Origin of the sequence: Microbacterium helvum (assembly GCF_014779795.1) — a bacterium.
GTDB lineage: Bacteria > Actinomycetota > Actinomycetes > Actinomycetales > Microbacteriaceae > Microbacterium > Microbacterium helvum.
This window is the reverse complement of sequence record NZ_JACXZS010000023.1, coordinates 1-7208: the sequence shown is the minus strand read 5'-3', so window position 1 is coordinate 7208 and position 7208 is coordinate 1. Positions and strand designations below refer to the sequence as shown.

7 protein-coding genes are annotated in these 7208 nt (G+C 65.1%); all 7 read right to left on the bottom strand.

Annotated features, from left to right (window positions below):
- Positions 1–353: 353 nt before the first annotated feature.
- Positions 354–1565, bottom strand: a complete 1212-nt coding sequence (gene tcmP, locus IF188_RS19915) for a three-Cys-motif partner protein TcmP (RefSeq protein WP_191173557.1) — start codon at positions 1563–1565, stop codon at positions 354–356.
- A gap of 95 nt (positions 1566–1660) precedes the next feature.
- Positions 1661–2407: a DUF5131 family protein gene (locus IF188_RS19910; protein WP_191173556.1), complete on the bottom strand. Its 747-nt coding sequence runs from the start codon at positions 2405–2407 to the stop codon at positions 1661–1663.
- 543 nt (positions 2408–2950) lie between these two features.
- Positions 2951–3535 (bottom strand): hypothetical protein, encoded by a 585-nt coding sequence (locus IF188_RS19905; protein WP_191173555.1) that lies wholly within the window; start codon positions 3533–3535, stop codon positions 2951–2953.
- Between the two features lie 2 nt (positions 3536–3537).
- Positions 3538–4113: a helix-turn-helix domain-containing protein gene (locus IF188_RS19900; protein ID WP_191173554.1), complete on the bottom strand. Its 576-nt coding sequence runs from the start codon at positions 4111–4113 to the stop codon at positions 3538–3540.
- Between the two features lie 324 nt (positions 4114–4437).
- Positions 4438–4848, bottom strand: a complete 411-nt coding sequence (locus IF188_RS19895) for an arsenate reductase ArsC (protein ID WP_191173553.1) — start codon at positions 4846–4848, stop codon at positions 4438–4440.
- A 38-nt stretch (positions 4849–4886) separates the two neighbouring features.
- Positions 4887–5789 carry a metalloregulator ArsR/SmtB family transcription factor gene (locus IF188_RS19890; RefSeq protein ID WP_191173552.1) on the bottom strand — a complete coding sequence of 301 codons (903 nt, stop codon included), beginning with the start codon at positions 5787–5789 and terminating at the stop codon, positions 4887–4889.
- Positions 5790–5834: 45 nt separating this feature from the next.
- Positions 5835–7151 carry an FAD-dependent oxidoreductase gene (locus IF188_RS19885; protein WP_191173551.1) on the bottom strand — a complete coding sequence of 439 codons (1317 nt, stop codon included), beginning with the start codon at positions 7149–7151 and terminating at the stop codon, positions 5835–5837.
- Positions 7152–7208: the final 57 nt, after the last annotated feature.

Genomic DNA, 7208 nt, shown 5'->3' with positions numbered 1-7208 from the left:
GGTTCGCGTGATCGGGCTTGGCCTCATCCAGCATCCGCAACGCGCGCTCACGCATCTCCGCCGAGTACTTCTGATTCATCGTGTTCCATCCTTACTTCAAGAACGGAACGAAACCCAGGGCGATTCAAACTGAGGCTCGCGATTGGCACTGCCATCGGGCGTGTGGAGACTACCGATAGCTCAGGCAAGGACGTTCACGATCCGACCACGAGGCAGTTGTCGGAGAGTGACAGGTCGTTCTCGCCGGCTATGCCGACGTCCCGCCGGGCACCGTGGTAGCGTCGAGCGGTGCCGTGGGTAGAGCTTCGACCTGCAATTCCCGGCGACAGACGCGCGAGCTACACGTCTCACCGCTAAGCGCTTCGCCGGATTGTGGCATTCGCAAGCGAGCCGGTGGGCGGTGCAACCACTACACCCTCGCCGGCGAGTTCTTTCCACGCCTTACGCAGATGCGTCTCCCGACCTACTCCCAGCGCTGCTCCGAAGACCAATGCGAAGTCGGTGCGTGTCGACAGGCTCGTCCGAGTCGAGAGCGCGGACGTGATCGCCCGCTTTATGTCCTTAATTGCATCCGCCTGGATCTGCGCTTCATCAGCATCTATCACGGCCTGAACAAGGGATAGCTGCGAGACTATGCCTGGCTGATCTTGATCAATCCGGTCGGCTGCATCGAGTTCAACATCCGCCAAGAACTTGCGCCAGTCCCCCAACGCAAGGCTCACAGCTTCGTTGAAGTACCACATGGCGACCCTCCGGGGGAAGAACAGGATCAGCCAGAAGGGTTCCTTGTCCGCTGGCTTGCGATGAATAGGCACGGTGTACGCGAGACAGCCCGCGGCACGACAGACTCGTAGCCGGTACTCCGACGCAACTCGAAGTGCAGCTGTGTGCGCCCGCTCCTCCTTAGGGATGCCCTGAAGATCCGGGGCGTCGAAGACTTCGCGCCACCAGTCGCCCCCTAGCCACTCGTCCATCCGCGCCAGTGTCATTTCGCGGCCGGGTGCGTTTGGTTTCTCCCACAGGCGGGGGCCCATTCGTCGTACGGCCTGGATCGAGAAGTTCAGGAGGAGCTCGGTCGGCATGTCACCGCCGCGCTTGAGAATCTTCTCGACCGTGGACTCGATGTCGGGCCCACTCCCAAAGGGGTCGATGAAGACAAGCGCTGGCATCCCGCCGAAAGACTCAAGTGCTGAATCAAGGTGGTCGCGAACATCGCCGTGCAGGGCGACAGCCTGAGGATTATTGGCGGCGGCGAGAACACGCTGAAGCGCAGTGAACGCCTTCTCGTCGCGTTCTATGAATCGACAATGGAGTTCCACGTTTGCCCGCAACTCGTCATTGGCGATGCGCAATGCGATCGCAGGTGAGCCTTCTGAAACGACGCCCGTGCGCGGGTTTGTATAAGCCCCCTCCCCCGCGTATCCGTCCAGGAAGCCGACCCGGCGTCCCGGCGCCGTCGAGGCGGTAGCGCCGGCGAACTTCGCTAGGTAGCGCTTTAGCACTCCGTGCTTCAGGACGGCAGCCGCCTTCTTATTCTCGGCGAAGAACTTCTCGTTGGCGGTCACGACTGCACGCTATCGATGCCCTACTGTGCAGCGATCTAGCCGCGCCGCGCCGCGAGCCAACCTTGAGCAAACGCGCGCGGTTGTGCTTGGAATCGTCAGCTCGCGCTACGAAGCGGCATCTGGCTCCACACCATTCCGTCCAGCTCCCGACCCCCGGCTTTGGGCGTCCGGCCACCCCATTGCTTATGGAAAAAGGGGACGTTCGCACTCCTGCATTTGTCACGAATCTCGCGTACCCAGTCCGGGTCGAGCGGACGCGCTCCGTGCCCCGACTCACCGCCAGTGATTACCCAGTCAATCCCATCGAGCTCGAGATTGGGCAACGGTCCAAGTAGCGGCTCACATGACAAGAACCGAACTGCCGCTGGAACCGACCTGAGATCGTCGGCACGGTAGAGATGGTCTTCGTCTTCGATAGATACACCCATCCACAGGTTGGCTGGCCAGTCGAGCTTGTCGGCGACCTTGGGAAGTCGGGACGAACGTTTCGTGAGGACCTGATATGTGTGCTGGGGCGTGTCAGCGACTACCTCGAACACCCGTTTGACGAAGTCAAGGGGCACCCTCGCGTGGAACAGGTCGCTCATCGAGTTCACGAACACGACGCGGCGACCGCCCCACTTGTACGGCTGCTGCAAGGCGGACTCGTGCAGCGTAAGGGCGAACCCCGGTCCAGATGTGATCGGGTTGCCGTCGTTCTGGTACTTCTCGGCACCCATTGCCTTGAGTCGTTTCGACAACGTCAGGGCGTAGCAGTTGTCGCAACCAGGTGTGATCCGGTCACAACCAGTCGTCGGGTTCCAGGTGACCTCAGTCCACTCGATCCCTGAACGCTGAGCCATATCTACCCGTTTCCCGTAACGCGATCTACGTAACGTGATATGAATACCGTATGGCCACGACGCGCGTTAGTCGAGAGACACTCCGCCAGACGTCGCGCCAAGTGTTCGGGCAGGCTCATCGGCTCGAGTTGATGCTCGCTGTTGCGCGAAGCGAAGACGGCATCGTTTGCCTTACCGAACTCTCCAAAGTCCTCGATGTGAGCGTGAGCAGTCTGCAGAAGCCATTTCAGTCGCTTGTCCATGCGCGACTCATCAGCCCTCTACCCGATGCCGACTCTCGCTACCGCTTCTACGCACGCAACCCCAGCGCCGCGTGGAAGTGGGCGGAGGAGCTCGCCCAGCTGGACTAACTGCGCACGTCAAGGCACTTAGACCGATCAGGACCGATGCCAGGTACGCCCCGAGTCCGGGAAAGTCCGCGGCGTCCCCCACCCTGGCGCCTTGCTCTCCGACTCCGAGCAACCTGAAATCCGCGGATTCCGCGCATTACACCCGGCTCGCGCTGCGCTAGACCTACGCTTCGCAGAATCCGCGGAGTCGGGCTCAGAGGTTGATACGACCCGGTGACTGGACGTGCTCGGGCAGGCCGCCGTCGAGAATGCGCTCGACCATCCCGATGGCCCGGTCGGTGAGTCCGTCGCCCGGGTAGAAGTCCTCGTACAGCTCCTCGGCCGCTTCGAGGGTAGAGACCTCGCACAGGCTCAGCAGCTGACGGATGTCGTTGGTGTCGCGGCCAGGACGATTGGCGCGGAGCTTCATCGCGAGCAGTGTCTCTTTGGACGCGACCTGGACCACAATCCCGCCCCGTTCGTAGATCGTGTCCCACTCGACCGCTCGACGACCGAACGTCGGCAAGGCATCGGCCTGCTCGACAGCGAAGTTGAGCCAAGTCGGATCCCACCCGTGCGCGGCCGCGACACGAGCCGCGGCCGCAGCGACGGCTTCATCGCTCCCGGGCTGGACGTGCAGCGAGTCCAGGTCCTGCGTCGTCCCACGATCGAAGTAGCGCAGAGCGAGCGCTGCACCGCCCACCAGGCGGATACCAGCGACCTCGTGTGCTGCGCGCAGCTCCGCGATGAGCTCGCGAAGGCCTCCGATGATGTCGTCTCGATCCAGTGACGTGCCCACGATCAGACGCTCGCGAACGTGTCACGCCACACGAGCACACCCCGCTCAGCGAACTCTTCGGGTACCTCCGACGCCGGCGGGATCGGATCAGCGGAATCGACATCAAGCGTCCGTGGCACAGAAAGGAACCGACTGGGAGAATTCACCCACTCGGGGGTCGGAAGCCCCTCCTCGCCGAGTCGCCACGCCACAAGGCCGGCGATCGCGGCATCCCACACCGGGTCCTTGGTCGACTCCGGCTCTGCCAGCCCGAGCACACCGCGGACGAGCCCGTGCTCGGCGCTGAGGTTGTCGTTCAGTTGCAGGAGGGCGCGTAGCGCGCGGTCCTTGTCCTCGGCACGGAGCCGATCACGGATGTCGGCAGCGATGGTAGCCGCGTCATCGCGCCGGGTAGGTGCGGAGTAAAGCCGATGTCCCGCGCCGGCCAGCAGCCGCTCGATCGTACTGAACTCAGCGTCGCGGCCACTTTCGGATCGAGACACGCGCCCCTGATCGACGCGGGCACGTTCAGCGAGTTGCTGCTGCGTGAGCCGGCGACTCTTGCGGGCAGCGCGAACGAGTGTCGAAGCAACAGTCATCAGCCCTCCCGGATTATGTCGTTGCCAACATATTCTACCAGCGATCCGTTCCCAATCCGTTCGCCAGTCGAACTACCGCTTAGCGAGCGAGCCGGACAGCACCCTTGACTCACCGGATCGCCCGCTCGTGGCACAGTTAAGGCACACTAACCGGCGACACGCCGCGCATTTCGATGCTGGAGAACGTTGCAGGCCTCGACGGGCAGCATCCGAAAACCGCGGAATCACGCGGCAAAACGGGTGAGTTGTATTCACGGACATGAGAGTTCGAATCCCCCATCCTCCGCACCTGTATCGATCCGCCGCGCAGCCGTCCAGTCCGGCTCAGTCGCGCGCGGGCAGCAGCTCTGCGAGCAGCCCTTCCACGCGGGCGCGGATCGCGTCGCGGATGGGACGCACCGCATCGATGGACTGGCCGGCGGGGTCGTCGAGCTGCCAGTCCTCGTAGCGCTTGCCTGGGAAGATCGGGCACGCGTCACCGCAGCCCATGGTGATGACGACGTCCGACTCCTTCACCGCGTCGACGGTCAGCACCCTGGGGGTGTTCCCCGCGATGTCGATGCCCTCTTCGGCCATCGCATCGATGGCCACCGGATTGATGACATCCTTCGGGGCCGATCCGGCCGAGAGCACCTCGACCTCGTCACCGGCGAGAGCGCGGAGATAGCCCGCGGCCATCTGGGATCGACCCGCGTTGTGCACGCAGACGAAGAGGACGGTGGGCTTGTCAGTCATGGCGGTCTCGCTTTCCGCACAAAAGCATAGACCAGTGTCTATTGATTGCGAAGAGCGCTGGTCGTGGCGGCGCCGTGAAGATCTGCCAGGAGCGCGCGCACCCGCGTCTCGATGTCGTCCCGGATGGCGCGGATACGATCCGGGGCCTTGCCCACCGGGTCTTCCAGATCCCAGTCCAGGTACCGCCGGCCCGGGTAGATCGGACACGCGTCGCCGCAGCCCATCGTGATCACGACATCGGCCGCACGCACCACGTCGTCGGTCAGCGGCTTGGGAAACTCGCCACCGATCGAGACTCCGATCTCGTCGAGCGCGGCGACGATGCTGCCTCGCACATCGGCTGCGGGCGCAGAGCCGGCCGTCCACACGGTGACGCGCTCCCCCGCGAGCTGGCGGAGGATTCCCGCCGCGAGCTGCGAGCGACCGGCGTTCTGCACGCAGACGAAAAGGACGGTCGGAGTCTCGCCCGGCCGCCCTTCGGCACCCGCAAGCGCCTGCAGCCGCGCCGTCGCGAACGTCGCCGTGCGACTTGCCAGCAGCGGCGAATCCGAGCCCTTCGAGAGCAGCTCGTAGCTTTCGAGCACCTTCGCGCGCACCGTCTCAGGACCGAACACGCCGCGGAATCGCTGAGCCAGATCTGTCGCGATGCGATCGAGATCCGGGGGCGATGCACTCCGCTCGCCTACGCCGAGCAGTGCATCGACTCGCTCGGCCTGATCCTCGGCGATCGAGTACCAGACGCGGCGGCCGTCCGGCTCGCGCATCACGACGCCGTCCTCGCGCAGCGCCTTCATGTGGTGACTCACCGTGGGCTGGCGAAGCCCCAGCGCGTTCGCGAGGTGGCCGACCAGCATCCGGCCGCCATCGGACTCGCGGATCAGCCGGAGGATCCGGGCGCGTGTCGGATCCCCCAACGAGGTGAGATCCGCCGTCTGACCCATAGACGGCAGTCTATCCCTTCGTCGGCACCCTGACGCGAACCAGGGTCATGAGCAGCAGGAACCGCGGCCGCCGGCATCCGTCGAGCAGACGCCCGTCGCGGGAAGCACCAGCTCGACATTCGCGGCCGACGCGGCGTCACCGGCGAGCCACGCCGTCACCGAGCGGACCTGCTCGTAACCGGTGGCGAGCAGGAAGGTCGGCGCGCGACCGTACGACTTCATGCCGACGATGAAGAACCCCTGCTCCGGGTGGGTCAGCTCGCGGAAGCCGTGCGGTTCGACCGTCCCGCAGGAGTGGACGTTCGGGTCGATGAGCGGCGCGAGGCGCTTGGGTGCCTCGACGATCTCGTCGAGCTCCAGCCGGATCTCGCGCAGCATGTCCAGGTTCGGGCGGAACCCGGTGGCGTTCACGACCACGTCAGTCTCGTGCGTGACGACCTCGCCGGCGCGGTGGCCGATCAGCTCCACGGCGTCGCCGGCGCGACGAGCTCGGATGGTCTCGAAGCCGTCGACGAGTGCGATGTCTCCGCGCTGGACGGCGCGGTCGACCCGGCTGCCGAGGTCCGCGCGGCCGATGAGCTCGTCATCGGGCGACGACGACACCCGCACGGCCTTCGCATTGCGGATCAACCAGGTCACGGTCGTCCCCGCCTCTTCACGCGCGAGCTTCACCAGGGCAAGGAGGGTGTTCGCGGCAGAGTGCCCCGCACCGACGACGGTCACTCTTCGCCCTGCGAAGATGGCACGATCCCGGCCGAGGACGTCCGGCAGCGCAGCGGTCACGCGATCAGCGATTTCGGTCATGCCCAGCAGCTCGAGCCCGCTGGACGACAGCGAGTTCGGGGAGAGGTACGTTCCAGACGCATCGATCACCGCGCGCGCTGCGATGTCCTCCACCTCGCCATCGGCGGTACGCACCCGCAGCGAGAAGGGCGTCGCGGCGCGACGGGCCGTGCGAGTGCGGTCCATGCGGTCCTTCGTGACGCCGATCACTTCCGCGCCCGTCCGGATGTGCGGCGCGATCTGTTCCAGCGCGGCGAGCGGAGCGACGTACTTCTCGACGAGCTCGGCGCCCGACGGCGCACGCTCGGGGTCGGGCAGGACCCACCCCTGCTGCTCCAGCAGACGACGGGATGCCGGGTCGACGAGGTGCTTCCACGGCGAGAACAGGCGCGTGTGGCCCCACGAGCGGACACTGGCCGCGACCTCGTCGCCGGCCTCGAAGATCAGGAAGTCGATCCCTCGCTCCACGAGGTGGGCCGCGGCCGCCAGTCCGATGGGGCCGGCGCCGATGATCGCGACCGGCAGTGCCGTCAGGCGGCCTGTGTCGGCGACGCGGGGAGTCAGGTCGAGCAGGGTCACAGCAGCCTCCGGTGATATCGATGAACTTCGATGCCTGATTCTGCATCGCTCTATCGA